Source organism: Frankia sp. Cppng1_Ct_nod (assembly GCF_920656135.1).
In the GTDB taxonomy this organism is placed as follows: Bacteria; Actinomycetota; Actinomycetes; order Frankiales; family Frankiaceae; genus Protofrankia; species Protofrankia meridionalis.
In genome coordinates this window covers 1-25,836 of the sequence record NZ_CAKKTK010000067.1, presented here as the reverse complement: position 1 = coordinate 25,836, position 25,836 = coordinate 1, and the positions used below count along the sequence as shown (strand labels likewise).

25 protein-coding genes and 2 pseudogenes are annotated in these 25,836 nt (G+C 69.4%); 22 read left to right on the top strand and 5 right to left on the bottom strand.

Annotated elements, in window-relative coordinates; genetic code table 11:
• Positions 1 to 318: 318 nt before the first annotated feature.
• Positions 319 to 972 carry a nuclear transport factor 2 family protein gene (locus NBW77_RS17250; RefSeq protein ID WP_131747226.1) on the bottom strand — a complete coding sequence of 218 codons (654 nt, stop codon included), beginning with the start codon at positions 970 to 972 and terminating at the stop codon, positions 319 to 321.
• Between the two features lie 364 nt (positions 973 to 1,336).
• On the opposite strand from NBW77_RS17250, the gene NBW77_RS17245 reads away from it, so the two are divergent.
• From NBW77_RS17245 to NBW77_RS17230, 4 genes are all read left to right on the top strand, one after another.
• Positions 1,337 to 1,756 carry a YccF domain-containing protein gene (locus NBW77_RS17245; protein WP_131747225.1) on the top strand — a complete coding sequence of 140 codons (420 nt, stop codon included), beginning with the start codon at positions 1,337 to 1,339 and terminating at the stop codon, positions 1,754 to 1,756.
• 267 nt (positions 1,757 to 2,023) lie between these two features.
• The gene (locus NBW77_RS17240; RefSeq protein WP_175324733.1) at positions 2,024 to 2,245 is read left to right on the top strand and encodes a CbtB domain-containing protein; all 222 of its coding nucleotides are present in this window, start codon (positions 2,024 to 2,026) and stop codon (positions 2,243 to 2,245) included.
• A gap of 13 nt (positions 2,246 to 2,258) precedes the next feature.
• Positions 2,259 to 3,032 carry a CbtA family protein gene (locus NBW77_RS17235; RefSeq protein WP_131747224.1) on the top strand — a complete coding sequence of 258 codons (774 nt, stop codon included), beginning with the start codon at positions 2,259 to 2,261 and terminating at the stop codon, positions 3,030 to 3,032.
• On the top strand, positions 3,029 to 3,625 hold the full coding sequence (locus NBW77_RS17230; RefSeq protein ID WP_131747223.1) for a histidine phosphatase family protein: 597 nt from the start codon (positions 3,029 to 3,031) through the stop codon (positions 3,623 to 3,625). Before NBW77_RS17235 ends, NBW77_RS17230 begins: the two co-directional genes overlap by 4 nt.
• A 17-nt stretch (positions 3,626 to 3,642) precedes the next feature.
• Here the strand turns inward: NBW77_RS17230 and NBW77_RS17225 are convergent, their stop codons facing one another.
• The 3 genes from NBW77_RS17225 to NBW77_RS17215 form a co-directional block, all read right to left on the bottom strand.
• A complete protein-coding gene (locus tag NBW77_RS17225; protein WP_250280009.1) occupies positions 3,643 to 4,680 on the bottom strand; it encodes an ABC transporter ATP-binding protein in 1,038 nt (345 codons plus the stop codon).
• A gap of 117 nt (positions 4,681 to 4,797) precedes the next feature.
• Entirely contained in the window at positions 4,798 to 5,358 is a 561-nt protein-coding gene (locus tag NBW77_RS17220; RefSeq protein WP_250280008.1) for a hypothetical protein, read from the bottom strand.
• Positions 5,359 to 5,567: 209 nt separating this feature from the next.
• Positions 5,568 to 6,662 carry a hypothetical protein gene (locus NBW77_RS17215; RefSeq protein ID WP_165486158.1) on the bottom strand — a complete coding sequence of 365 codons (1,095 nt, stop codon included), beginning with the start codon at positions 6,660 to 6,662 and terminating at the stop codon, positions 5,568 to 5,570.
• Positions 6,663 to 6,966: 304 nt separating this feature from the next.
• On the opposite strand from NBW77_RS17215, the gene NBW77_RS17210 reads away from it, so the two are divergent.
• Together NBW77_RS17210 and NBW77_RS17205 are read left to right on the top strand one after the other, a co-directional pair.
• Positions 6,967 to 7,275, top strand: a complete 309-nt coding sequence (locus NBW77_RS17210) for an ATP-binding protein (RefSeq protein ID WP_250280007.1) — start codon at positions 6,967 to 6,969, stop codon at positions 7,273 to 7,275.
• Positions 7,276 to 7,905: 630 nt separating this feature from the next.
• Positions 7,906 to 8,502 (top strand): hypothetical protein, encoded by a 597-nt coding sequence (locus tag NBW77_RS17205; RefSeq protein WP_131747221.1) that lies wholly within the window; start codon positions 7,906 to 7,908, stop codon positions 8,500 to 8,502.
• A 42-nt stretch (positions 8,503 to 8,544) separates the two neighbouring features.
• Here NBW77_RS17205 and NBW77_RS17200 read toward each other — a convergent pair whose 3' ends face one another.
• Positions 8,545 to 9,141 (bottom strand): ABC-2 family transporter protein, encoded by a 597-nt coding sequence (locus tag NBW77_RS17200; RefSeq protein WP_165486156.1) that lies wholly within the window; start codon positions 9,139 to 9,141, stop codon positions 8,545 to 8,547.
• A gap of 88 nt (positions 9,142 to 9,229) precedes the next feature.
• Here NBW77_RS17200 and priA point away from each other — a divergent pair, with 88 nt between their 5' ends.
• The 16 genes and pseudogenes from priA to NBW77_RS17120 form a co-directional block, all read left to right on the top strand.
• Positions 9,230 to 9,967: a bifunctional 1-(5-phosphoribosyl)-5-((5-phosphoribosylamino)methylideneamino)imidazole-4-carboxamide isomerase/phosphoribosylanthranilate isomerase PriA gene (gene priA / locus NBW77_RS17195; protein WP_131747219.1), complete on the top strand. Its 738-nt coding sequence runs from the start codon at positions 9,230 to 9,232 to the stop codon at positions 9,965 to 9,967.
• Positions 9,964 to 10,728 carry an imidazole glycerol phosphate synthase subunit HisF gene (gene hisF, locus NBW77_RS17190; RefSeq protein WP_131747218.1) on the top strand — a complete coding sequence of 255 codons (765 nt, stop codon included), beginning with the start codon at positions 9,964 to 9,966 and terminating at the stop codon, positions 10,726 to 10,728. The genes priA and hisF overlap by 4 nt, the downstream gene beginning before the upstream one ends.
• A 43-nt stretch (positions 10,729 to 10,771) precedes the next feature.
• The gene (locus NBW77_RS17185) at positions 10,772 to 11,599 is read left to right on the top strand and encodes a PhzF family phenazine biosynthesis protein (protein WP_131747217.1); all 828 of its coding nucleotides are present in this window, start codon (positions 10,772 to 10,774) and stop codon (positions 11,597 to 11,599) included.
• 324 nt (positions 11,600 to 11,923) lie between these two features.
• Positions 11,924 to 12,196, top strand: a complete 273-nt coding sequence (locus tag NBW77_RS17180; protein WP_131747216.1) for a hypothetical protein — start codon at positions 11,924 to 11,926, stop codon at positions 12,194 to 12,196.
• Entirely contained in the window at positions 12,186 to 12,413 is a 228-nt protein-coding gene (locus NBW77_RS17175) for a hypothetical protein (RefSeq protein ID WP_131747215.1), read from the top strand. The genes NBW77_RS17180 and NBW77_RS17175 overlap by 11 nt, the downstream gene beginning before the upstream one ends.
• A 316-nt stretch (positions 12,414 to 12,729) precedes the next feature.
• Positions 12,730 to 14,640 (top strand): ABC transporter ATP-binding protein, encoded by a 1,911-nt coding sequence (locus NBW77_RS17170; protein ID WP_242605894.1) that lies wholly within the window; start codon positions 12,730 to 12,732, stop codon positions 14,638 to 14,640.
• Entirely contained in the window at positions 14,637 to 16,505 is a 1,869-nt protein-coding gene (locus NBW77_RS17165) for an ABC transporter ATP-binding protein (protein ID WP_502799496.1), read from the top strand. The genes NBW77_RS17170 and NBW77_RS17165 overlap by 4 nt, the downstream gene beginning before the upstream one ends.
• Positions 16,506 to 16,582: 77 nt before the next feature.
• Positions 16,583 to 17,014: a phosphoribosyl-AMP cyclohydrolase gene (gene hisI / locus NBW77_RS17160; protein WP_250280006.1), complete on the top strand. Its 432-nt coding sequence runs from the start codon at positions 16,583 to 16,585 to the stop codon at positions 17,012 to 17,014.
• A complete protein-coding gene (locus tag NBW77_RS17155) occupies positions 17,011 to 18,516 on the top strand; it encodes an anthranilate synthase component I (protein WP_131747213.1) in 1,506 nt (501 codons plus the stop codon). Before hisI ends, NBW77_RS17155 begins: the two co-directional genes overlap by 4 nt.
• Positions 18,517 to 18,602: 86 nt before the next feature.
• Positions 18,603 to 19,163, top strand: coding sequence for a Trp biosynthesis-associated membrane protein (locus tag NBW77_RS17150; protein WP_242605893.1), 561 nt, complete (start codon positions 18,603 to 18,605; stop codon positions 19,161 to 19,163).
• Between the two features lie 541 nt (positions 19,164 to 19,704).
• The gene (gene trpC / locus NBW77_RS17145; protein WP_131747211.1) at positions 19,705 to 20,511 is read left to right on the top strand and encodes an indole-3-glycerol phosphate synthase TrpC; all 807 of its coding nucleotides are present in this window, start codon (positions 19,705 to 19,707) and stop codon (positions 20,509 to 20,511) included.
• Positions 20,512 to 20,584: 73 nt separating this feature from the next.
• Complete coding sequence (gene trpB, locus NBW77_RS17140; protein WP_242605897.1) at positions 20,585 to 21,796, top strand: tryptophan synthase subunit beta; 1,212 nt, start codon at positions 20,585 to 20,587, stop codon at positions 21,794 to 21,796.
• Between the two features lie 103 nt (positions 21,797 to 21,899).
• The gene (gene trpA / locus NBW77_RS17135; protein ID WP_131747228.1) at positions 21,900 to 22,736 is read left to right on the top strand and encodes a tryptophan synthase subunit alpha; all 837 of its coding nucleotides are present in this window, start codon (positions 21,900 to 21,902) and stop codon (positions 22,734 to 22,736) included.
• Between the two features lie 63 nt (positions 22,737 to 22,799).
• Positions 22,800 to 23,624: pseudogene (gene lgt, locus NBW77_RS17130) on the top strand (prolipoprotein diacylglyceryl transferase); the annotation flags it as partial.
• A 123-nt stretch (positions 23,625 to 23,747) separates the two neighbouring features.
• The gene (locus tag NBW77_RS17125; protein WP_250280005.1) at positions 23,748 to 24,449 is read left to right on the top strand and encodes a VIT1/CCC1 transporter family protein; all 702 of its coding nucleotides are present in this window, start codon (positions 23,748 to 23,750) and stop codon (positions 24,447 to 24,449) included.
• A gap of 211 nt (positions 24,450 to 24,660) precedes the next feature.
• Positions 24,661 to 25,836, top strand: a pseudogene (locus NBW77_RS17120) (glutamate synthase subunit alpha); the annotation flags it as partial.

The following is a 25,836-nucleotide window of genomic DNA, read 5'->3' as shown; positions in this document are numbered from 1 at the left end:
CAACGGTAACGTGCTCTACCACCGTTACGACGAGCACTACGGACTGATAACCCCGGCCCGGTAGCGGCTTGCGTCCACCGGCCGGCGAAGCCGGGATCCGGCGAGGCTCATGGCGGGGCCGCACCGCTACCGGAATGCACGCCCGCCGAGATCATCGTCGATGTCGGCGGAGGTCCTGTTCAGGCTGACCTGGCGTGTTCATTACCGGCACAGAGCGTCACGATACCGGCAGTCGCCTGATGGCCGCAGGGCTCTTGCGGCCGGAAGACGCTGATTAATCGTTGCACGCCGGGAGTCGGACGGCGCCCGGGCCCGGATCTACACAGGGCAGCCACCGGTGAGCCGGCTGAGGAACTCGCTGTTGTCGTAGAAGTGCTCGACCTCGACAAGCCTGAGATCGTCGGTGCACCGGGCCACGGTGACACCGAAGATCTCGAGCCTTTTCCCGGTCGGTTCGAACCCCTTGTAAGGGCCATTAAAGGTACCCCAGTGCCGCCACTTGAAAGTAATCACGGGCGGGGGCGAGTAGACGTCCAGGACCTCCCAGAAGAAGCCACCGGGGAATGCGTCATGGAACACCTGGTGGGAGGATTCGAACGTCTCCTCGCTCGCGGAATAATAGGGGTTCTCCCCGATGAGCATGTTGTAGCTGCCCTTTTCGACGAGGTCCTCGGCGGTTGCCGATGGCCCGCCGTTCACGCGTACGCGCAACTGATCGGCCACCATACTGACCCACTGGGCTGGATTCTTCTTGTAGGAAAGCTCCAGTTCGAAGACCTGAACTACGCGCTCGACGATGTCGGCCAGGGAGCCTTCCGCATGCCGGCTGATTCTTTCGTGCGGCATGGCAACTTTCGAGAAATGATAGTTCGGCGGTTTTCCCCCACGCCACTCGACACCGTCCGACTGGGCAATTACCGCGTCCCGACCCTGTACATGCAGCTGCTGGTCCACGGATTTCTCGTCGCTCACCGCGTCTTCCTCTCTCTCGGCTGGCACGACAATGCTCAGCTGTTCTCGGGAAAAATTCCGAGAACGGCTCCAGGCCCGGCTCTCCCCTGACTCCTACCCACCTCGTCGCTGGAATCTGGCCGTGGGCGGACCCGACGGAACGATGGCCCTGCCTCGCGACCAAGCTACTATCCTTGATCACTGGCAGTCCGCTGTCGTTGGTGAGAACAGGACGAAAGTCTGGGCAGTCAGGTACCGAGGTACCCGGATGGTTCGGTGACTCCGGGAAACTCGCCCCGGTCGGGCCGGAACCCCGTCCCGACCGGGGCGGACATGTGCCTGTTCTCCCGGGGGTCCCTGCCTCCCGTCCGGGTAGGTACCCGGCATGCGGATCGCGGGGAACGTTTTGTGGTTGTTGTTGGCCGGGCTGGAGCTCGCCGTCGGGTACCTCGTGGCCGGCATCGTGTGCTGTCTGTTGATCGTGACCATCCCGTTCGGGATCGCCTCCTTCCGGCTGGGGAGCTATGTGATCTGGCCCTTCGGCCGGGTGGTGGTCGATCGGCCTGGTGACGCGCCGGTGGCGGTCTTCCTGCTCAACGTGGTCTGGTTCCTGATCGCGGGCTGGTGGCTCGCGGTCGCCCACCTGTTGTTCGGGTTTGTGCTCTGCCTGACGATCATCGGGATCCCGTTCGGCGTCGCGTCGTTCAAGATGGTTCCGCTGGCGATCGCGCCGCTGGGCCGGCGGGTGGTCCCCCTGCGGGATCTTGACGTCGGGGTGCCTGTCGCGGCATCCGTCCACGGATGACTCCGGCTCGACGGGTCGGCTCCGACATCCGGGTATCCGGCATATCAGGGTATCCGGCGCATCTGCATATTTGTGCAGTCAATCAGGCTTGACGTGGTGGTTGGTTGCTGCTTGTCTCAAAGGTGTTCGGGTGTTGGAAGCCGGTGTGAATCCGGTGCGGTCGCGCCACTGTGACCGGTGTACTCCGTCGGATGACATCGGAAGCCAGACCCATCACCGGACGTGTCCTGCTCGAGTGGAACGCATGATTCCTGTGGAGGTCCCGTCGTGGCGCATCCCGCCGTTCTCGATGCCCCGGTCGCTCGGCCGGCGCTACCGAAGATCCCGTTGCGCGAACTGGCACCATTCATGATCTTCGGGTCGATGTTGATGATGGTACTGCTGTACTTCGTCGGCGCGGAACAGGGCGCGGTGTCGGTCGTGGGCGGCAGCTACGTCCATGAGTTCGTGCACGACGCCCGCCACCTACTCGGCTTCCCCTGCCACTGAGCGCGGGCCTGAGATGATTCGTCCACTGCTGATCCGAGGCATGCTGGTCGGCGTCGTGGCCGCGGTGCTTGCCTTCATCGTCGCCAAGACTCTCGGCGAGAGCCAGGTCGGCCATGCGATCGCCTTCGAGTCGGCACGGGATGCCGCCGAGGGCACGGGCGGAACGGAACCGGTCACCCGAACCGTCCAGAGCACGATCGGACTGTTCACCGGGCTGCTCGCGTTCGGTGTCGCCCTCGGTGGCCTGTTCTCCCTCGCCTATGCCTGCACGCAGGGCCGGCTGGGCGCTCTCGGGGCGCGGGCGACGGCGGCGCTGGTGGCACTCGCGGGCTTCGTGGGGATGTACCTGCTGCCTGACCTGAAGTACCCGGCCAACCCGCCGTCGATCGGCAATCCCGACACGATCGGCGAGCGGACCAGCCTGTACTTCACGATGATGCTGATCTCGCTCGCTGTGGTCATCGGCGGTTGTGTGACCGCCCGGCGGTTCGCGGCCAGGTTCGGTACCTGGGACGCGGCACTGCTGTCCGTGGCCGGGACGGTCGTGATCGTCGGGCTGGCGTACTACTTTCTGCCGCGGGTGCACGAGACTCCCGAGGGTTTCCCCGCCGACGTGCTGTGGAGGTTCCGGGTCGCCTCCCTGGCCGTCAACGCGACGGTGTGGGCCACGATCGGGCTGCTGTTCGGTGCCCTGACCGACCGTGCGGTCCGGTCCGCCGCGGCGGTCGCATCGACGGGGGAACGCGGCGTGGGCGTGACCGGATCGCTGGTCACCACCGAGGCGTGACCGGTTCCCTTCCGGGGACGGCGCGCCTCACCCTGGTCAGCCACGCCCGGACCGCCGCGGTGCGGTCGGCGCGTTTCCCGGCCGACGAAGGACTCGCCGACGGGGAAGCGCGCCGGGTTTCGGGGGCAGCCGCCGGGCTGCACGCCGCCGACCGGGCGCTGTGCGACGCATCGCTGCGCACCCGCCAGACAGCGGACGCGTTGGGACTGGTCGCCACGCCTGATCCGGCGTTGCGCGACCTTGACGTGGGAGGTTGGCAGGGGCGTGCGCTCGTGGAGGTCCCGCGGACCGACCTGGAGGCCTGGGTCCGCGACCCGGCCGTGGCACCGCACGGCGGCGAGTCCGTTATCGATCTGATCGCCCGCGTCGGGGACTGGCTGACATGCGGTGCGTCCGCACCTGGGCGCACTATCGCCGTGACGCACCCGGCGGTCATCCGAGCCGCGTTGGTCACGGTGCTGCGGTCACCCCCGGAGGTCTTCTGGCGCATCGACGTCCCGCCGCTGTCGGCAACACGTCTGCACGGTCGCGACGGTGTGTGGACCCTGCGACACGCCTGCCTTCCACTGTCGGGAGGCGGGCGCTCACTATGACCGCCTACTGTGACCGCTCACCGTGATGGCGCCGGGCCCGGCGCCTGGTCCTGCATCGTGTCGGGATCCCGGGGTGGGAGTGGTGACCTGCCCGTGCCCGGGGCCGTCCCCGCCCCGGAGGTGTAGAGCCGGGCGATGACGTCCTCGATCGCCGGCTCCCGGATGGACAGGTCGACCAGCGGGTAACGGTCGACCACCGCGGAGACCAGCGGCGCCGCGCTCGCGGACGCCGGGAACCCCAGCCACTGGCGTGGCCCGTCGACCCGGACCACCCGGGCGCCGTCCACCTCGATCGGCGGACATGGTCCGGCCAGGTCGACGACCAGCGTGCGTTCCCCGCCGATCCGGTCGCGCAGGTCGCGTAGCAGCCCGTCGAAGCCGAGGCGGCCATGATCGATGACCGGCACCCGCGGGCACAACTGTTCGATGTCGGTCATGTCGTGGGTGGTGAGCAGCACCGTGGTCCCGCGTTCGCGGTTGAGTTCGGTGAGGAATCCCTGGACCGCGGTCTTGGACACCACGTCCAGACCGATAGTCGGTTCGTCCAGGTAGACGATTTCAGGATCGTGCAGCAGCGCGGCGGTGAGATCGCCGCGCATGCGCTGGCCGAGCGAAAGCTGCCGGACGGGTGTGTCGAGGAACGATGCCAGGTCCAGCAGGTCCACGAAACGGTCCAGGTTCTCGCGGAACCGGTCCGCCGGGATGCGGTAGATGTGGCGGAGCAGGTCGAAGCCGTCCCGCAGGGGCAGGTCCCACCACAGGGTTGTCCGCTGCCCGAACACGACTCCGATACGGCGGGCGAGTTCCATCCGCTGGCGGGACGGGTCGAGCCCGGCGACGCGCAGGTGACCGCTACTGGGTACGAGGATCCCGATCAGCATCTTGATGGTCGTGGACTTGCCTGCGCCGTTCGGCCCCAGATAGCCGACCATCTCGCCGGGCGCGATCCTAAACGAGAGATCACGAACGGCCTGCACGTCGACACGCTCACGCCGGAGCCTGCCCGCCCGCTTGCGGAGGACGAAGGACTTTGTAACCCCCTCAACCTCAATCATGGCCACATGCTCCCAGGCGGCCTCTTCGCAGTTGGTATGCGGGTGTAGTCGCGTGATTACGTGGCCAACTGGTAGCGTGCCGGCCTCAGCCCTGTTCGCCCGAAGCGGCGGCCGGCCTCACACGACGGCGGTTGGATGCGTCTGCCAGGGACGGACGAGGTTTCCAGCCGGGCAGGACCACCAGGGCGCCGCCTCGTGCACCGTCGGGACCATGGGATGAGGGTGCCCCGGGCATGGCGGGACCGGCTCCGAGATACCGGCGTCGGCGAGGACCTGCTGCAGCCAGCTCGCGAGGTCGACGGCAAGCTCGGCTGACTCCATCGTCGGGAGCACCGAGGTGGTCGTGACACCGTTCGGGCCGTGTGCCGAGATCAACCAGCCGCTGACCCAGCCCGGGAGTTCCTCTTCGTCCACCCGAATTCCCAGCCGTCGACCCGCCTCCACGGCCGTGAGCTGACCCGCCGCCAGCCACGCCCGCGTATGGTCCAGCTCGGCACTGTCCATGCCGTCGACGGTGACCGTGATCCGCCGGGAGGCGGGACCCAGTTCGGCACGTGCCGCGGCTACCGTGCTCTCGATCCGGCGCCGGACGGGATGCCCGATCATGGCGGACGCCGCTGGGCCAGCGTGCGCCAGCGGGCTCCCCGCGGGGATGTCTGCCCAGGACACCCACGCCACGGAGGGAGCCTCGTGTTGGTTCTCTGCCATCATCGGCTCCGGTCTCCATCGGTCGTCAGGCGGCTCTAGGCAGGTTGTCGGGTCGTCGGCTGGGCCAGTTGCGGCTACCGGAGTTCCCGCCCTGGCTGGACACCGGCTGGTCCTCGTGGGCTCGGGTGAACTTCCGAAGACCAACCGGCGGCCATGTCCCAGGCTAGACCTGGCCGGGTCTAGAGAACGTAGTCCCCGTAGACCTGTACCTGGCGGATAGTGCGTGGTCCGATCTGGAACTGGACGATCACTATCAGGTCCAGCGGCATACCAATGCCGCCGCGTAGGTAGTGCGTCGTGGGGAAGAGGATGTCGTCCGCGTAGGTGTACTTGGACATACTCGAATGGAAAGTATAGTCGCAGCTTTGGTTCGGGTGGCTGTCCAGGTAGCGTGTCATCCGGTTGAAAACGACGGCGTGCGCGACCTCGGATGCCTTGTGGTAGCTGCACGCATTACGCTGGCTGTAGGAGAGCTGAAATCCCCACTGGAAGATGAGCCGGGACATGTTCCGGTAGTCGACCTGTGAGGTGAACCGTCCAATGGGGCTGGTCAAGCTGCCGCCCTCCGCATAAGGGCTGGCCGGCGAGAAGTAATGGTAGAAGAACATCTCCGGGTCGGCGACCACAGGATAGGCTGCGCCGGCATGTGTCACGTGCAGCACGACGGTGTGACCACTCACGGTGTACCAGGCCGGCAGTGCGTGCTGCTGCGAGTCATAGGCCCATGGCGCGGCGATGCGCGCGATGGGCGATCGGCTCCCGTCACTGGCGGGCGGGGCGAGTACCACCAGGCTGCCGTCATCCTTCGGGTCGATGATGGACCCGCTGTCAAGAGCCAGTTTGTACGGAAACTCGGTTGGGGCGTTCGGGCCGTCGAGGACGCTGAGGAACCGGACCGTGCCGTCTGCGGCGGTCTGTACCGCCTGCGTGGTCGAGTCGTCCGTCGACGGATACACGGTCAGCCCCGGCTCGGCCACGATCCCGTTGCCGCCGTTCGCACTGTCCGGGATGGTGACCCCGATCGTGCGGCTCGCGACCGAGGGTGGCGAGGGGTTGAGCTCCGCCGCGGTCGGCGGGTCCGGGGGAATCGCCGGATATCCGGTCATGGGTTCATCCACGGTGGGCACCGCGAGGACCGCCTCGGGGTCATCGACCTCGATGTCCCTGACCGTGGCGTGGAACGGCGAGGTGGTGGCGTCGTCAGGGGACAGGACCACCATCTGGTCCGGGTCGAGCGGTGCCTGGACGTGTGCGCCCAGAATATTAGAGGTCATCAGCGATACAGTGGGCACAACGATCGGAGGAATCGCGATCGGAGGAATCACGATCGGTGGAACCGTGATGGGTGGAACCGTGATGACAGGGGTCCCGGTCTCGGGAAGGTTGATGTTTGGGAATTCAGGCCCGGCGGGTGGCGCGGGCGGTGTGACGTTGACAGAACCGACATGGGAGATCTGCGGGACCGCCAGGTCGATGGCGGACAGTACCTCCGCAGGGGTCGGGCCGAGTGTATCGCTGGGGTTCGCCTGTGCCGCCGTCGGCGTCAGGCCTGCGGCAGTCAGAATCAGTGCGGTCAGGGTGGACCGCGACATCGACTGGGGACTGGAGCCGGTCGCTTTCACCACCGAGCTGGTCGTCAGCGAGCTTGTCACCAACGCCATCCGCCACGCTCGAGCACCCCTCCAACTGCGCCTGATCCTGGACAGCAGCCTCATCTGCGAGGTCTCCGACGCCAGCAGCACCGCCCCGCACCTGCGCCGGGCCCGCACCTTCGACGAGGGCGGGCGCGGCCTGTTCCTTGTCGCCGCGCTCACCCAGCGCTGGGGTACCCGCCAGACCCTCTGTGGAAAGACGATCTGGGCTGAACAGTCCATCCCCGAACGGTGACAGGCGTATGACACCACGTCGCCTTCTGGGTGTGCCCGGTGCGCCTTATGCCGATGACCGTATCGTGGTGGTCCCGACAGCGGGACCACCACGCTTCGTCAGCATGTCGTCCGCGTGCTTGTCGCGGTGCGCAATATATGGGGGACTGCAGCAGTGCCAGCACACGCCCGTTCGACATTGCCACGAGCAGGTTCGCCGCGAGTGACGGCGCACGGACACGAAGGCGGTTGCCTTCGTTCCCGATGGATATCAGGAACCGTCGCGGCGCTTGGTCTGCTCTTCGTCCTGGCGGCCTGTGGGTCGGGAAGTGGCGGACCCCCCGAGTTCACGCCGGCGTTCCGCCCGGTGCAGTTCACGGTGTCGGTTGACGGTGACGTCTCGATTTCGCTGAACCCGGCTTCCGTCACGGTGGTCGGGCGATACCCGGGCGGTGCCGGGACGGTGAAGGAACCCGCCGGGGATCAGACGTTGTTGATCCTTGAGCACTCCGTCGGCAGCCAGGCTGTCGAGGACCGCTACAGGATCGGTTCGCGCGGTGGGATCGGCGCCTGTCTGAACGGGGGATTTCAGTCTGTTTTCAGCTCCGACGTCATCCGGATATCGGTTCCCGGCAACACCGGCGAGATCCAGGTGTTCGACGCCCGGAACGGTCGTAAATGTCCTGTTCCGGTGGGTGTGGAGTACGTGCAGGATTCTGCGTTGAAGTCGGCGTTCAACGGTCCGCTGCTCGCGCCGGCACTGGAGAAATCGGCGCCCAGGGCGGACGAGGTACGGGATGAAAACGGTTTCACCAAAGCCGAGCACCGTCTCCGGGACAGACTGTCAAGTCGTGTCATCGACATTTCCACCTGCAGCCCGGGTATAAACGAAGAAAAGGCGGGAATTGCTGCCGCGCTGAACTGTGCCACTCGGTCCGAAGGTCCTGTCCGTCGTCCGCTGATCATTAATTTTGAAGCTGCCGCGGGCTATAACGCCTTCGTCAGGATGCGGCGTGCGATGGTTCTCGAGACCGGAAACTGCGGATCCGGTGGAAGTCACAACGGTTCCTGGTCGCGCCGCGGAAAATTAATGGGAACCCTGATGTGCTATCCGGGTGACTCCCGCTACCGGATATTCTGGACCTATGATTCCGCGCGGGTCGCGGTGTATGCGTCGGCCGTCGACACGCCGAACGGCCGGAAAATTCTTTTTGACTGGTGGCAGCGGAGTGTGTCGATATTCGGCTGATCCCGCCCGCGCGGGCGGCCACGGGCGGTGCCGTGGTAGGGGTCAGCTTCCGGTGCTGCGGTAGTGGCGGATCCCGGCCCGCCATGCCCAGGCGGCGCCCGCCACCGACACGGCGGCAACAGCCGGGGCCAGGAACCGGACCGGTGTCGGCAGCCCCAGCGGATCGGTCCTGGACAGGACGTACAGGGCCGGCTGCCAGTTCACGAACGCGACCGGTACCACGAAGGTCAGCAGGATCAGCAGATGCCTGTCGTAGATCGCCATCGGGTACTGGCCGGCGAGGTGCGCGCCGTTGCTGACGGCACTCACCGCCATGGACGCGTCCGGCGCGACGAACAACAGGGCGCAGCCGGCCACCACGAGCGACCCGGCGATCAGCGTCTCACCGGCGACCATCATCGGGACGAGCGCGACCCGTCCGGCGGTCCACCGGACGTCCAACGCGGTGACCGACAGCGCGACATGGGCTCGCAGGACAGCCGTGACGACGGAGGCGAGGACGGCGGCGGCGACGGTGGCCCGGTAAGCGGTGTACCGCCGGGCGCTCCCGGAGACGAGCGTCGCCCATAACCGTGCGGACGCCAGGACGCCGACGCCCGTGCCCCGCCCGCGACAAGGGCGCCCCGCCAGGTGGACCACCAGGCAATGATCACATGCGGAACGTGGCCGGGCAACGGCGGCCCGCCACAGACGCAGGGGTCCCCGTAGTCCCCGTAAGGTGTGCGATGTGGCGCTGACCCTCCTGCCCGCCGTGGATGTCGCCGACGGCCGGGCCGTCCGGCTGGTCCAGGGTGAGGCCGGCTCCGAGACCTCCTACGGCGACCCCCGCGAGGCCGCGCTGGCCTGGCAGCGCGACGGCGCCGAGTGGATCCATCTCGTCGACCTCGACGCGGCGTTCGGACGCGGTTCCAACCGTGACCTGATCGCCGAGGTGGTGCGGTCGCTGGACGTGGCCGTGGAGCTCTCCGGTGGTATCCGTGACGATGATTCCCTGGACGCGGCGCTGGCGACCGGCGCGGCGCGGGTGAACATCGGTACGGCCGCGCTGGAGAACCCCGACTGGGTGCGCCGGGCCATCGACCGGGTCGCCGACCGGATCGCAGTCGGGCTCGACGTCCGCGGCACAATCCTGTCGGCCCGCGGCTGGACCCGTGATGGCGGCGAACTGTTCGACGTCCTCGCCCGCCTCGACGCCGACGGCTGCGCCCGTTACGTCGTCACCGACGTCCATCGCGACGGCACCCTCACCGGCCCGAACCTCGAGCTGCTGCGCGCTGTCACCACGGCTACGTCGCGGCCTGTGATCGCCAGCGGCGGGGTGTCGGTTCTCGGTGACCTCGCGGCGATAGCGGGGGTGGCGGGTGTCGAGGGCGCGATCGTCGGCAAGGCCCTCTACGCGGGGGCCTTCACCCTGCCCGAGGCGCTGGCCGTCGCCTCCGGTCAACCCACGACGCCCAGCCGATGACCGTCGCCGTCCGGGTGATCCCCTGTCTGGACGTCGATGCCGGACGGGTCGTCAAGGGCGTGAACTTCACCGATCTGCGGGATGCCGGCGACCCGGTGGAGATGGCGAAGCTGTATGACGCGGAGGGCGCCGACGAGCTGACCTTCCTCGACATCACCGCGTCCAGCGGGAACCGGGCCACCACCTACGAGGTGGTCCGGCGTACCGCCGAGCAGGTGTTCATTCCGCTGACCGTCGGCGGTGGGGTGCGCGTCCCCGACGACGTCGACCGGCTGCTGCGGGCCGGAGCGGACAAGGTCGGTATCAATACCGCCGCGGTGGCCCGCCCGGAGCTGGTCCGGGAATGCGCGTTGCGGTTCGGCAGCCAGTGCATCGTGCTGTCGGTGGACGCCCGGCGCACCCCAGCCCCGGCCGGTCCGCGTTTTGAGGTGACGACCCACGGGGGCCGCCGCGGTACGGGTATCGACGCGGTCGGCTGGGCGGCGCGTGCGGTGGATCTCGGCGCGGGGGAGATCCTGCTCAACTCGATGGACGCCGACGGGACCCGCGACGGCTACGACCTGGAGATGATCGCTGCCGTGCGCGCGGCTGTGGACGTGCCGGTGATCGCCAGCGGTGGCGCGGGAGCGGTGGCGGACTTCTCCCCGGCTGTTGCCGCGGGCGCCGACGCGGTACTCGCGGCCAGCGTCTTCCACTTCGGCGAGCTGCGTATCGCCGACGTCAAGGACGCGCTGCGCGCCGCCGCCATACCCGTTCGCTGACCCGTTCGTGACGCTCCGCTCATGTCGACGGCAGAATCGGGTTATGTCGCGCCCCTTCCGCCAGGTCGACGTCTTCACCACCACGCCGTATCACGGCAATCCGGTTGCGGTCGTGTTGGACGGCGACGGGCTGACCACGGAGGCGATGCGCAGGTTCGCCACCTGGACAAACCTGTCCGAGACCACCTTCGTGCTGTCCCCGGACGCGGCAGGTGCGGACTACCGGGTACGTATCTTCACCCCGACCTCCGAACTGCCGTTCGCCGGGCATCCGACGCTGGGCACGTGCCACGCCTGGCTGTCGGCGGGCGGGACGCCGCACGATCCCGACCGGATCGTGCAGGAATGCGGTGTCGGGCTGGTCGCGGTACGCCGGAGCGCGGGCGGGCTCGCGTTCGCCGCGCCCCCGCTGCTGCGTTCGGGACCTGTCGCCGAGCCGCTGGTGAGGCACATCGCGTCGGTGCTACGCATCGACCGCACCGACCTTGTTGACGCCCAGTGGGTGGACAACGGACCAGGCTGGGTGGCCGTCCTGCTCGCGAGCGCGGACGCCGTGCTCGCGCTGCGGCCGGGGACCGTCGACCTCGACGTCGGTGTCGTGGGTCCATACCCGCCGGGATCCACCCAGGCGTTCGAGGTGCGGGCGTTCTCCCCTCAGATCACCGCGGTCGAAGACCCGGTGACCGGGAGCCTGAACGCCTCGCTGGCGCAGTGGCTTCTGGCGACCGGGCGGGCGCATGCCCCGTATGTCGTCAGCCAGGGAACCGTGCTGGGACGCACCGGTCGTGTCCATATCGCCCGCGACCCTAACGGCGCGATCTGGGTCGGTGGTGGCACCGTTACCTGCATCATGGGCCAGGTCGACCTGTAGGCCACGTAACGATTCGACAGCAGCCGATCAAGCATTTCGCCACCCGGATTCACGGTCTGACGAACAAGGACGTCACTGACGCCCAGGCCCTTTTCTGACCATCAACGCGGCGTGTTCGTCAGCGTTGACGGACCGGGCGGCGGGTCTCCTACCGGGTGACTCTTTCGTTGCAGGCGAAAGGCACGGGTAGGAATGAAGTTCCGATCGCACCACAACGCGGCCGGACAGAGATTACAATTGGCGGATGTTTCCCCGTCAGCCCTATCGATCACAAGGAGTTGGCTAATGGAAGAAGCCGGTTTTTCGTCCTCGGTATTTTCAGGGATGAAAGCGTTTTCCTGGGACAGCGAGGAGGCTGTCGCGTACGAGGCCGCCATCGAAGCGATCAGCGCGGCTATCGGTTTCCTCGGCGCCCGGATCCACGCCGAGGAGCAGCGGGCACAACCGGAGCAGGGTCTGCTCGAGGAGCTGAAGCGTGAGCAGGCGGCATGCGCACGACGGCGCGACACACTTGACCCGACGGATCGGGAGCTGATCGCAAGCGTTCGCGCCCAGTACACGGCGGTGGTGCGGCGGGAGGCGGGCGGTGGTGACTGAGCCCAAGCCGTCCGGTTACGAACTCTCCTCCGCGGAAAACGAACGTATTTTCCGTGAACAGATCATCCCGCATGAGATGGGCAACGCCACCCGGCAGGCACAGCCGGCAGCGTCGGACATGGAGCTGCTGCCCACCCCCCCGCGTGGGCGAGCCGGTCGGCGGGCCGACCCGGGGCAGGTTCGGCCGCGTCGGCGCCGTACCCGTCCGTTGACCTGATCGCCGACCCACAGCCGACCCCGCGTCAGCTCACGGCCGACTTCCGGACACTCCCCGGGTGGACGATGCCTCGACCATGAAACGTCCGGACATGACCGGCAGGCCGTGATGCCACCGGCAGACCGTGATGCCGATGCGCCGGCGGGACCGTGACGCGGCTGGAGCCGCGTCCGTGGGACTGCGACATCGGTCAAATCCGTTGCGGTGGGGCGCGTTTTCGGTTCGAATTCGTTTCGGCCGTGCTGTTGTCGGCGGCGTGGTGAGCGCTGAAGGGAGAACTGTGCCCAAACGCTCCCGAAGCGTGGCGGGACCGTCCGTGGCGGTGGCGCGCGAGCTGGAGACGACACCGCTTTCCGCGGGCTCACCCGCGGTCATCCGCAAGGGGCTCTCGATCATCGGGGTGGCGATCCGCGAGGAACCCCGGTCGTTCGCCGCGGCCGTCGCCGGGAGCGCCTTGTTCGGACTCATGACCGTCGCGAGTTCGGTCGTGCTCGGCGAGGTCACCGACCGCGTCCTGCTGCCGTCCTTCAGGACCGGTCGGGTGGCTGCCGCCGGCCTCACGTTCGCCGTGATGGTCCTGGGCGTCGTCGGTCTCGCCCGGGCGGTGGGGATGTACGTGCGCAGGCTCGGCGGCGGGGTGATGGCGTTCCGGCTACAGGCGGCCTACCGCCGCCGGGTCACCCGGCAGTACCTGCGGCTGCCGCTGGCGTGGCATCAGCGCCATTCGACCGGCCTGCTGCTGTCCAACGCCAACGCGGATGTCGAGGCGATGTGGGCTCCGATCCTGCCGCTGGGGTTCGCGGTGGGCGTGGTGGTCATGCTGTTCGTCGCCTTGGCGGTGCTGGTCGCGACCGATCCGCTGTTGGCCGCGGTCGGCTGCGTGGTCTTCCCCGTCTTCGGCGTCGTCAACGTCGCCTATGGGCGCAGGATCTCGCCGTTGCTGTCGCGTGCCCAGCAGCTGCGGGCGGAGGTGAGCGGGGTCGCGCACGAGTCCTTCGACGGCGCGCTGGTCGTCAAGACGATGGGCCGGGAGGCCGAGGAGACCGCCCGGTTCGCAGCCAAGGCGGGCGAGCTGCGGGACGCGATGGTCCGCGCCGGCCGGGTACGGGGACTGTTCGACCCGGTGATGGACGCGTTACCGAACCTGGGCGTGCTGGCGGTCCTGCTGGTCGGGACGGCTCGGATCTCCGCCGGTGCGCTCGATGTCGGCGATCTGGTGCGGGTCGCCTACCTGTTCACCCTCATGGCGTTCCCGCTGCGGGCGATCGGCTGGGTGTTCGGTGAGCTGCCCCGGTCGGTGGTCGGCCACGGCCGGGTGGATCAGGTGCTGCGGGCGCGCGGCGAGCAGCAGTACGGCTCCGCCGTGCTGCCGGGGGACGGCCCGGCGTCGCTCACCGTGGACGCGGTCTCCTACTCCTACCCGCGACCGGTCGCGGCCCGGCCGTCCGCGGCCCGGCCGGGCGCGGCGGAACCTGCGCGGCCCGCGCTGGACCGGCCCGCGCTGGACCGGCCCGCGCTGGACGGGGTCAGTTTCGACGTGCCGGCGGGACGTGTGGTGGCGCTGGCCGGGCGGACCGGGTCCGGGAAGTCGACCTTGGCAGGTCTGCTGGCGAGGCTCTACGACCCCGACTCCGGAACGGTCCGGATCGACGGGGCCGACCTGCGTGAGCTGCGCCCGGGTGAGGTCACCACGGCCGCCTCCCTGGTCGCCCAGCAGGCGTTCCTCTTCGACGACACCGTCCGCGCCAACGTGGCCCTAGGCCTCGCGGTCGATGACGCCGAGGTGTGGGAGGCGCTCGCCCGCGCGCAGGCCGACCGTTTTGTCGCGGCCCTGCCCGCCGGCCTGGACACCCAGGTCGGTGAACGCGGCACCACGCTGTCCGGTGGGCAGCGCCAGCGGATCGCCCTGGCCCGGGCACTGGTCCGCAGGCCACGGCTGCTGGTCCTCGACGATGCGACGTCGAGTGTGGACCCGCGGGTCGAGCAGGCCATCCTCGCCGGCCTGCGGGAGCGGGCCGGCGCGTCCACGGTGGTCGTCATCGCGCACCGGCGGGCAACGATCGAACTGGCCGACGACGTGGTGTACCTGGAGCGGGGACGGGTGGCCGGCCGCGGCAGCCACCGTGAGCTGATGGCCACGTCGGCCGGGTATGCGGCGCTGTTGAGTGCCTACCATCCGGTGGCGGGGGATGCGGGCATCGTCCAGGATGCCGGGGTCGGGCGGTGACCGTCGCGGCCGTGCCGGCTCCCCGCGTTCCCGGGGGCGGCGACCCGACGCCCGACCCGACGCCCGACCCGACGCCCGACCCGACACCCGACCCGGCCCGGCCCCGGGAGCCGCTGTGGGCGACGGCCCGCCGCGTCCGGCGGCTCGCGCCGGAGCTCACCGCCGGAGTTGGTGTGACGCTGCTACTCGCGGTCATCGCCACCGCTGGACGGGCCGTGGTCCCGATCGCGGTCCAGCAGACCATCGACCGTGGTCTTGCCGGCGGGCGGGCGACGGACCTCTCCGTGGTCTGGACCGCGGTGGCGGGCGCGGCCGTGGCGATCGTGGTGACGGCGCTGGCGGCCTACCGCATGAACGTCCGGCTCTACCGGTCGTCCGAAGCGGCGCTGGCGACGTTGCGGGTACGCGCGTTCCGACACATCCACGACCTGTCCGTGTTGACCCAGTCGGAGCAGCGGCGGGGCGCACTCACCTCCCGGGTCACCAGCGACGTCGACCAGATGTCGCAGTTCCTGCAGTTCGGCGGCATGGTCCTGCTGCTGTCCGGCGGGCAGATGCTGATCGTGACCGCGCTGATGGCCATCTACTCCTGGCCCCTGACCGTCCTCGTCTACGCCTGCTTCGTCCCCATGGCCGTCGTCATCCGGCGGTTCCAACCGCGTGTCGCCCGCCGCTACCTCATCGTCCGGGAACGGGTCGCGGACATGCTGGGCGCGATCGCGGAGTCCGTCGTCGGCGCCCAGGTGGTACGTGCCTACGGTGCGCAGGAACGCACGACGCTGCGTGTCGAGACCTCCGTCGACCGGTACCGCTCGGCGCAGACCGCCGCGCAGCGCCTCGTCGCCACGGTCTTCTCCGCGGGGGAGCTGGTGGCCGCGTTCGCCACCGCGTCGGTGGTGGCCGGTGGCGTGCTGCTCGGGGTGGGCGGCCACCTCAGCGCCGGTCGGCTGGTGGCCTTCCTGTTCCTGGTGACGCTGTTCGTGATCCCGCTGCAGACCCTGACCGAGGTGCTGAACGAGGGGGCGAACGCGCTCGCCGGCCTGCGCCGCGTCCTGGACGTGCTCGACACCCCGCAGGACGTCGAGGACCCGGGCCCGGCCGGCGGGCGGGACCTTCCCCCCGGCCCGATCGGGGTGCGCTTCGCGGGGGTGGCGTTCGCCTATCCGGGCGGACCGCTCGTCCTGCACGCCATCGACCTGGAGATCGCCCCGCGGACCAGGGTCGCCGTGGTCGGTGAGACCGGATCGGGCAAGACCACGCTGGCCAAGCTGCTCACCCGGCTGATGGACCCGACGTCCGGTCAGGTGCTGCTCGGCGGCGTGCCCCTGGAGCAGGTGCGGTTCGCCTCGCTGCGCAGGCGGGTCGTGATGGTCCCGCAGGACGGGTTCCTGTTCGACCTGAGCATCGCCGACAACATCCGGTTCGCACATCCGGGTGCTACCGACAGCGACGTGGTGGATGCCTTCGCCGTGCTGGGGCTCGCGGACTGGGTCGCCGGGCTCCCCGACGGTGTGGGGACCCGGGTCGGCGAGCGCGGGAGTTCGCTGTCCGCGGGGGAACGTCAGCTGGTCGCTCTCGCCCGGGCCCAGATCGCCGCCCCGGATCTGCTCGTCCTCGACGAGGCCACGTCGGCGGTCGACCCGGCGACCGAGGTGCGGATCGCCCGCGCGCTGGTCGAACTGACCCGTGGGCGGACGTCGGTCACCATCGCCCATCGGCTGTCCACGGCTCAGTCCGCCGACATGGTCGTGGTCGTCGACGCGGGCCGGATCGTCCAGTGGGGCACCCACACCGAACTGGCCGGGACCGCAGGCGTGTACCAGCAGCTTCATGCCTCATGGACGGCTGGAGTGACCGGTTTGTGACGGCAGCCCGCCGGACGATGGGTAACGACGATGGGCAACGGAGCGTTTCCGCGTGGGTGACCCGGCACAATAGGCCCGTGCCCGCCCGCCATTCCTGTCTGGACGCCGCGATCGCCAGCCGGCTCAAGCATGACGCCGACGGCCTGTTCCCCGCCGTCGCCCAGCAGTTCGACACCGGCGAGGTCCTGATGGTCGGCTGGATGGACGACGAGGCACTGCACCGCACGCTCACCACCGGGCGGGTCACGTACTGGAGCCGCAGCCGCGGCGAATACTGGGTCAAGGGAGACACCAGCGGGCACCGCCAGTGGGTCCGGTCGGTGTCGCTCGACTGCGACGGGGACACCGTCCTCGTCCAGGTCGACCAGGTGGGACCGGCCTGCCATACGGGCAGCCGGACCTGTTTCGACGACCGGACCCTGCCGGCCGTCGTCCTCGGGCCGTCGCGGGCCGCCGCCGACACCCGAGGGGTGGACGTCATCGATCCCGGGAGGGAAGCCGACGCATGACGACAGGTGAGATCGTTCCTGGTCGTGAGGAGTTCCGCGCGCTGGCCGCCGAGTACCCGGTGGTCGGGGTGACCCGACGTCTGCTCGCGGACGGTGAGACCCCGGTCGGGATCTACCGCAAGCTCGCCGGTGGTCCCGCGACGTTCCTGCTGGAGTCCGCCGAACACGGCGGGGTCTGGTCGCGGTACTCGTTCGTGGGCGTCCGGGCCGCGGCCATCCTCACCGAGCGGGACGGGTCCGCGGTCTGGGTGGACGGCGCGCCGCCGCCGGGTGTCCCCACCGGCGGTGACCCGCTGGACGTGCTCCGGGCGACCCAGCTGGCACTGCGCGCTCCGCGGCCGGCGGACGCGCCGCCGCTCACCGGCGGGCTGGTGGGATACCTGTCGTACGACATCGTCCGGCGGGTCGAACGGTTGCCGGACGGTGCCGTGAACGACCTGGGCATGCCCGAGCTGCGGATGATGCTGACCGCCGACCTCGCGGTGCTCGATCACCGGGACGGGTCCTGCCTACTGATCGCCAACGTGTTCACCGGCGGCGCGGATCTCGACGCGGCCTACGACGACGCCGTGGACCGCCTCGAAGTCATGACCGCGGGTCTCGGCAAGTCGAGCGAACCGACGGTCGCGACCACGGGGGTGCCGGCGGGCTTCTCGCTCGCCGGTTTCGTGTCGACGACCGAACCGGAGCGTTTCGAGGCGTCCGTCGAAGCCGCCATCGAGGAGATCCGTGCCGGTGAGTGTTTCCAGATCGTGGTCTCCCAGCGGTTCGAACGGCCGACCACCGCCGCGGCTCTCGACATCTACCGGGTGCTCCGGGCATCGAACCCGAGCCCTTACATGTACCTGCTCCGGTTCGGTGACCATGATGTGATCGGGTCGTCGCCGGAAGCACACGTGAAGGTGACAGGCCGCCGAGCCCTGCTGCATCCGATCGCCGGCAGCCGTCCCCGTGGTGCCACGCCGGAACATGACGCCGAGCTTGCCGCGCAGATGCTGGCCGACCCCAAGGAGCGGTCCGAACACGTGATGCTGGTCGACCTGGTGCGCAACGACCTGGGCCGGGTCTGCACGCCGGGTTCGGTCCGGGTGGTCGAGTTCGCCGCCGTCGAGCGGTTCTCGCAGATCATGCACATCGTCTCCACAGTGATCGGCGAGGTCGCCGAGGACCGGTCGGCCGTTGACGTCCTCACCGCGACGTTTCCCGCGGGCACCCTCACCGGTGCGCCCAAGGTGCGCGCCATGGAGATCATCGACGGACTGGAGTCGACCCGTCGGGGCCTGTACGGGGGCGTGATCGGTTACCTCGACTTCGGTGGCGACCTGGACACCGCGATCGCCATCCGGACCGCGGTGCTGCGCGACGGCGTGGCCTACGTACAGGCCGGGGCGGGGATCGTCGCGGATTCGGTGCCCGCCGCCGAGAACGACGAAAGCCGCACCAAGGCGGCGGCGGTGCTGCGGGCGATCGAGATCGCCGAGTCGCTGCGTCCCCCGGCATGACGGACCGGCGGCAGCGGGCGCGTCCGACCGACCCCGGCGTCGGTGGATCCCGGCGTGGCGGTCCCCGGCGGTCGCGACAGCAGGAGATGACCGGGGCGGTGGCCTGCTGCCTGGTGGGTGCCGTGCTGGTGCTGGTCGTGGCGGGAACGACCTGGGTGAGGCTGCGGGTCGCGGACGGGTCGGTTCCCGGGGATGCCGCGGTGACCGCGGCGCCGCTGGCGGTAAGCCTGTCCGGCTCGGATCTCGCCCCGGCCGTCACGGGGCTGGGCCTTGTCGGGCTTGCGGGAGTGGCGGCGATCGCCGCGACCCGGCGGTTCGGCCGGGTTCTGGTTGGTCTGCTGATGCTGGCCGCCGGGGTGGCGGTCGCGGTCGTCGCCGGCCGGATCGCCGCCGACCCGCTGATGGCCGTACGGGCCGCCTCACAGGTGCGTCAGATCGTCCCCGGGGTCGTCGTCGATCTGATCGACCCGCGGCGAACGGCCGGGCCGTGGCTGGCCGCATCCGGCGGTGTACTGCTCGCCCTCGGCGGCATGGTCGTCATGATCCGCGGATATGCCTGGTCGGCGCTGTCCGCGCGCTACCAGGCTCCGGCATCCCGGCCGGTCGACGCCTGGGAGGCCATCGACCGCGGCGATGATCCGACCTGACGGCTTGTCGGGTCGGGTCGTCGCCGCGTCCGGGTCACCCGGTCGGGTCACCCGGACGGGGCCGCGAAGGGGTCGTAGTCCGCGAGAAGCTTCTCCATCCGGGCCTGGCCGACCGACTGATCACGTTTGTCGCGTCCTGACCTGAGTGCAGGTACTTATCTTTCACTGAGCGTCGCATCCTATGGCTGGTTTCCGTTCCTGGGAGGGAGACCGACGGTGCGGTCGGGCACAGTGGTCCGCGTGGGAGCTCCGGACGGCGTCCGCGGCGGATCGTCTCGGTCCCGCAGGCCCGCCTCACCCTGGGCATCAATGGCGACTGTTGCACAACGAACGAACAATCACGGTCCGTGGGGGTGGAGTCGACACATCCGGCGTGAGAAGGTCTTTTGCTGGCAACATGTCGGAGCGTTTCCGGCTTGTGTCAACCGACGGGCAACCGCCCAGCGTGACAGTCGACGCTCTGCGGCAGGGGTCCGATGCCCGTCGTCCGTGCTTGGCCTACCATCTGCGCCATGGCTGCGACAGCCGCGGGCACCGGCCGATGAGTGTTCTCGACGACATCCTTGACGGGGTGCGCGCGGACCTTGCCGAACGGGAGGCCACGCTTCCTCTGACGGCGCTGAAACGACGCGTCGAGCGTGTCCCTGATCCGAGGGACGCGCTGGCCGTGTTGCGCACCCGAGCGGTTTCCGTGATCGCCGAGGTGAAGCGCCGCTCGCCGTCCAAGGGTGATCTGGCGCCGATCACGGACCCGGCCGCGCTCGCGGCCCAGTTCGAGGCCGCGGGCGCCGCCGCGATCAGCGTTCTGACCGAACGGCACCGCTTCGGCGGCTCGCTCGCCGATCTGGACGCGGTGCGGGTGGCGGTGGACGTACCCGTCCTGCGGAAGGACTTCATCGTCTCGCCGTATCAGGTCTTCGAGGCCCGCGCGCACGGCGCGGACATCGTCCTACTGATCGTGGCGGCGTTGGAACAGCCTCGTCTGGTCGGTCTGCTTGAGCGGGTCGAGTCGCTGGGCATGACGGCCCTGGTCGAGGTGCACGACGAGCACGAGGCCGTGCGCGCGGTCGACGCGGGCGCGCGCCTGATCGGTGTCAACGCACGCAACCTGCGCACGCTGGAGATCGACCGCGACATCTTCTCCCGGCTGGCGCCGTTGTTGCCGGCCGGGATCACCAAGGTCGCTGAATCCGGCGTGCGCGGCCCGCACGACCTGCTTGCCTATGCCGCGGCGGGAGCGGAGGCGGTGCTGGTGGGGGAGGCCGCGGTAACGGGCGGCGATCCCCGGCAGACGGTTGCGGATCTTGTGACCGCGGGCGCGCACCCGGCTACCAGGATCGGACGCTGACCGATACAGTCAGATGATGACCCCAGCCGGAACCGTCACTGAGGGTGAGTCGGATGCGTCGGCCGTCGGGTTCATGCCCGAGGGTTCCGTCGCAGACAGCGCCGTTCCTGACAGCGCCGGTCACTTCGGCCGCTTCGGTGGCCGTTTCGTCCCCGAGGCGCTGTTCGCCGCACTGGACGAGCTGACCGGTGCATATGCGGGTGCCCGCGCCGATCCGGCCTTCGCCGTGGAACTGGACGGGTTGCTCGCGACCTATGCCGGCCGGCCCACCCCGCTCACGGACGCGGCCGGACTGACCGGCCATGTCGGTGGTGCGCGCATCCTGCTGAAGAGGGAGGACCTGGCACACACCGGCTCGCATAAGATCAACAATGTGCTCGGTCAGTGTCTGCTGGCCCGCCGCATGGGGAAGACCCGGGTGATCGCCGAGACCGGTGCCGGCCAGCACGGCGTTGCGACCGCCACAGCCTGTGCGCTGCTCGGCCTTGACTGCGTGGTCTACATGGGCGAGGAGGACACGCGCCGCCAGGCGCTCAACGTCGCCCGGATGAGGCTGCTCGGCGCCGAGGTCGTCGCGGTCGCGTCGGGCAGCCGAACCCTCAAGGACGCGATCAACGAGGCCCTGCGGGACTGGGTCGCCACCGTCGAGACGACCCACTACTGCATCGGTTCGGTCATGGGGCCGCATCCCTTCCCGATGCTGGTCCGTGACTTCCAACGGGTCATCGGCGTCGAGGCGCGTGCTCAGGTCCTCGACCGCACCGGTCGGCTTCCCGACGCGGTGGTGGCCTGCGTCGGCGGCGGCTCGAACGCGATGGGCATCTTCCACCCGTTCATTGCGGACGCCTCGGTCCGGCTCATCGGCGCCGAGGCTGGTGGCGACGGTGTGGCGACCGGCCGGCACGCGGCCGCGATCGCCGGCGGGACGCCTGGTGTGCTGCACGGCATGCGTACCTTCCTCCTTCAGGACGCCGACGGGCAGACGCAGGTCTCGCACTCGATTTCGGCCGGGCTCGACTACCCGGGCATCGGCCCCGAGCATGCCTGGCTGCACGAGGTCGGGCGGGCGACCTACCGGGTGGTCGACGACCGTGCGGCCATGGACGCGCTGCGGGTGGTCGCGCGATCGGAGGGCATCCTGGTCGCGATCGAGAGTGCGCATGCGTTCGCCTGCGCGTTCGACGTCGCCCGGGAACTGGGCCCGGACGGTGTCGTGGTGGTGAACTGCTCGGGTCGAGGAGACAAGGACGTCGACACCGCGGCCAGGTGGTTCGATCTTCTCTGACGGCTGGCATCCAGCGCCAGGAAACAGACACGGACGACGGAACGGACCAACTGTGCACGGTCTTGCGGAAGGGCATGGTCCTTCGGCCGTACCCGATCCTTCCATCGGGTACGGCCGGTTGAGCCAGGTGTTCGCCAGGGCTCGCGGCGAGGGCCGGGCGGTGCTGGTCGGCTACCTACCGGCCGGTTTCCCCTCGGTCACCGGAGGGATCGCGGCCATGCGGGCGATGGTCGAGGCGGGGGTGGACGTCGTCGAGGTCGGCCTGCCCTACTCCGACCCGACCATCGACGGTCCGGTGATCCAGGCCGCCGCCGACGCGGCCCTGCGGCGTGGGGTCACCACACGGGACGTGCTGCGCACCGTGGCGGCCGTGGCCGAGACCGGTGCGCCGGCGCTGGTGATGACCTACTGGAACCCGGTCGAGCGGTACGGCGTCGAGGCGTTCGCCCGGGATCTCGCGGCTGCCGGCGGGGCCGGGGCGATCACACCGGACCTCCCCCCGGAGGAGGCGGGCCCGTGGCTCGACGCAGCGACCCACGCCGGTCTGGACCCGGTGTTCCTGGTCGCGCCGAGTTCGACGGACGTGCGCATCGCGGCGGTCGCCGAGGTCGGCCGTGGTTTCATCTACGCGGCATCGCTCATGGGTGTCACCGGGACCCGGGCCGCCGTGGGCGAACGGGCGGCCGGGCTGGTGGGCCGGGTCCGAGCCATCACCGATACTGCGGTGGCTGTGGGCCTGGGCGTGAGCACTCCCGCTCAGGCGGCCGAGGTCGCCGGTTTCGCTGACGGGGTCATCGTGGGCTCGGCGCTGGTGAGGGTACTGGTGGATTCCGACCGGGCGGGCGAGGACGCCGATGCAGGGGTGGCGGCACTGCGCCGGGTCGCGGCGGGGCTCGCGAGCGGCGTCCGCGGGTCCGTGCTGTCGGCTCACCCTGGGTGATGCAGGGGTCCGGGTGCCATGCCGCAGGCGTTGCACGGGGGAGGCCGGTATAGCTTGGCCTGCGTGGTCGAAGCCGCGATTCCCAGCCCGTCGACGGGCGTCCTTCATGTAGGCCCCATCCCGTTGCGGGCGTACGCTTTCATGATCATAATTGGTGTTCTGGTCGCGATCGTGCTGACTGACCGGCGACTGCGTGCCCGGGGCGAGCCTGCGGGCCTTGCCGCGGACGCCGCGGCCTGGGCTGTTCCGTTCGGCATCGTCGGTGCGCGGATCTACCACGTTGTCACGAGCCCGGACGCCTACTTCGGCGCCCACGGTCATCCGGTGGACGCGCTGAAGGTCTGGCACGGCGGGCTCGGGATCTGGGGCGGGGTGGTCGGTGGCGCGCTCGGCGTGTGGCTCGTCTGCCGGCAGCGGGGGACCAGTCTCGGCCTGTTCGCCGATGCGGCGGCACCCGGGCTCGTGCTCGCGCAGGCCATCGGACGCTGGGGGAACTGGTTCAACCAGGAGCTCTACGGGCGTCCGACGCACCTGCCCTGGGCGGTGCGGATCACCCATGACCCTGCCGTTCCCGGCGTGTCGCTCTACCATCCGACATTTCTGTACGAGTCGCTGTGGGACGTCGGCGTCGCCGTCGCCCTGCTGTGGGTGGACCGTCATCATCGGCTCGGCCGGGGCAAGCTGTTCGCGCTCTACGTCGCCCTGTACACCGCCGGACGGGCGTGGATCGAGGCGTTGCGCGTCGACGAGGCCCATCGGTTCCTCGGAATGCGGCTGAACGACTGGGTGTCCATCGTGGTCTTCATCGCCGCGGTGGCCGCTCTTGCGCTGTTTCGCCGGCCCGTCGATCCACCGGCCGAGCCGGCCGAAGCGATCGGACCGGTGGAGCACGCGAACACCCCGTCCGCCGCGGACGAATGAGCTCCCGGTCAAGGTTTGGTTCACTTTACGTGATGGACGACGCACGTTCCGCCTGCCTGTAGCCCTGCCACCTGCATCTACCCTTGCGACGTGACAGCCGCGGAGGTGCACCACACCCACCACGACATCGCCGGAGGATGGCTTCGGCCGGCGGTGTTCGGGGTGATGGACGGTCTGGTCAGCAACCTCGCGCTGATCAGTGGTTTCGCCGGCGGGGCTGCCGTCGGCCATACCGTGCTGCTCGCGGGGCTTGCCGGTCTCGTGTCGGGCTCGACGTCCATGGCGATCGGCGAGTACACCTCGGTGCGTTCCCAGGGCGAGGCGATGCGGGCCGAGGTCGAGGTGGAGCGCCGGGAGCTGGAGCGTTCACCCGTGGCTGAGGCCACGGAGCTCGCCGGGGTCTTCCGCCGCAGTGGCCTCTCACCGGCGCTTGCGGTCCAGGTCGCAGCCCAGATCTCCCGCGAGCCGGAGACGGCCCTGCGTATCCACGTCCGCGAGGAACTCGGCTTCAACCCGGACGAGCTGCCCAGCCCGCTCCTTGCCGGTGCGGCGTCGTTCCTGGCCTTCGGCGTCGGCGCCCTGGTGCCGCTGTTTCCCTACCTGCTCGGTGCCAGGTCCTTCCTTGCCTGCGCGGTCCTGTCGGCCTTCGCCATGTTCGGGGTCGGGCTGCTGGTGAGCCGTTTCACCCGGCGGCCGGCGTTGCGTACGGGGCTGCGTCAGCTCGCGCTCGGCGCGGTGGCCGCCGGCGCGACGTTCCTGCTGGGAGCGGTGTTCGGGACCGCTGTCCGCTGACAGGACCATGTTGGCCGACCGGTAGGTCAAACCTGAACTCATGCCCGGTTGGCCACATCCGGGTCCGGGCCGTTCGCGACCACGGCGGATCCCCGGCGTACGTGGCACACTCGTTATTGCGCTTGGCCGGGGCACTCCGCGTCGTGTCGGCGCGTTCGGACAGCGTCGTCCGCCTCACGGAGAACCCCCGAAGACGGACAGGACCCGCCGGATGCCAATCCCACAAGGTTTGTACGACCCCAGCTTCGAGCACGACGCGTGCGGGGTCGGTTTCGTCGTCGATGTTCATGGCCGACGTAGTCACGAACTGGTCGAGCAGGGTCTTACCGTGTTGCGCAACCTCGACCACCGAGGTGCTTCCGGCTGCGATCCGGACACGGGTGACGGCGCGGGCATCCTGCTTCAGGTCCCTGACGAGTTCCTGCGGGACGTCGTGGACTTCCCGCTGCCGCCGGCGGGCCAGTACGCGGTGGGTACCGCGTTCCTGCCGCAGGTCGCGGGGGACCGGGACGACGCGGTGCGTACGATCAGCCGCATCGTCCGCGCGGAGGGCCTGCGGGTGCTGGGCTGGCGTGAGCTGCCGGTGGTCAGCCACATCGTCGGCCGGGCCGCCGCCGAGGTCGAACCGCGGATGCGTCAGATCTTCCTCGGTGCGCCCGGTGCGCCCGGTGCGCCCGGTGCGCCCGGTGCGCCCGGCGAGGACCGGGCGCCCTACGAGCTGATGGAGCTCGAACGCCGGGCGTTCTGCGTCCGAAAGCGGGCCCGCCGGGAAGCGGGGGTGTACTTCCCGTCCCTGTCCGCGCGCACCGTCGTCTACAAGGGCATGCTCACCACCCACCAGCTCTCGGCGTACTTTCCCGACCTGGACGACCCCCGCTGCACCAGCGCGATCGCCCTGGTGCACAGCCGGTTCTCGACCAACACCTTCCCGAGCTGGCCGCTTGCCCACCCGTACCGGTTCGTCGCCCACAACGGTGAGATCAACACGGTGCGCGGCAACCGGAACTGGATGCAGGCCCGTGAGGCCCTGCTGGCCAGCGATCTTCTCCCGGGCGACCTGCGCCGCGTGTTCCCCATCTGCGCCGACGGCGCCAGCGACTCGGCCAGCTTCGACGAGGTGCTGGAGTTGCTGCACCTGGGTGGGCGCAGCCTCCCGCACGCGGTTCTCATGATGATCCCGGAGGCGTGGGAGAACCATGAGGAGATGGACCCGGCCCGCCGGGCGTTCTACCGGTTCCACTCGGCGTTGATGGAGCCGTGGGACGGCCCGGCGTCCATCGCGTTCACCGACGGGACGGTCATCGGCGCGGTACTTGATCGTAACGGGTTGCGGCCGTCGCGCTACTGGGTGACTGACGACGGTCTGGTGGTCATGGCCTCCGAGGTC